This window comes from Paracoccus litorisediminis (genome assembly GCF_009711205.1).
In the GTDB taxonomy this organism is placed as follows: Bacteria; Pseudomonadota; Alphaproteobacteria; order Rhodobacterales; family Rhodobacteraceae; genus Paracoccus; species Paracoccus litorisediminis.
In genome coordinates this window covers 1-610 of the sequence record NZ_WMIG01000072.1, presented here as the reverse complement: position 1 = coordinate 610, position 610 = coordinate 1, and the positions used below count along the sequence as shown (strand labels likewise).

Below are 610 nucleotides of genomic sequence, written 5' to 3'. Positions count from 1 at the left end.
TGATCCCGGCACCCACGATGATCACATCCCATGATCGCGCGGATGGGGTCGGGATACTGGGTGCGCTGATATGCTTCGTCGCCGCCCAGAAGGGCTTGGCCAGATGCAGCCGGCGTTTCCGACTGGTCAGCGCGTTGGGCGTCGCCACGATCAGACTGCGCCCCTGTCACCGCGACTATTCGCCGCCATTGGTGGCGCGGTCATTCTGCCGGGCCTTGCGGTCGCCCGCCTCGCGGTTCTGCCCGCCGGCATTGGGTTCGTTGGATTTCTTCATCTGCTTGGGGTTCAACACCGGATCGGCTTGGCCCAGCTTTTCTTGCTGAGCGCGGTTCTTGACGTTGAAATCCTCGTTGGCCGTTTGGGGGGCGAGTTTCTCACCCATGGTGACTTCCTCCTGTAGGTGACATTCAACCTGATGCTGATCGTGATGTTCCCGCTCAGGCCAGATCACGCAGGCTCGCCTCGCGGTCCCAGTAGCGTAGGGTCGCAGCCTTGGGCAGCCCAGCAAGATCGGTCACGCCCGCATCCGGCGTCACCCCGGCGCGTTCGAGCAAGGGGGCTGCCCCCGCATCATGGCCGATCGCCTTGAGATGGGCGAAAGCGTCCGAAA

General features: G+C 63.4%; 1 protein-coding gene. It reads right to left on the bottom strand.

Annotated elements, in window-relative coordinates; translation table 11 throughout:
• Positions 1-175 precede the first annotated feature (175 nt).
• A complete protein-coding gene (locus tag GL300_RS26100) occupies positions 176-382 on the bottom strand; it encodes a hypothetical protein (RefSeq protein WP_155042587.1) in 207 nt (68 codons plus the stop codon).
• Positions 383-610: the final 228 nt, after the last annotated feature.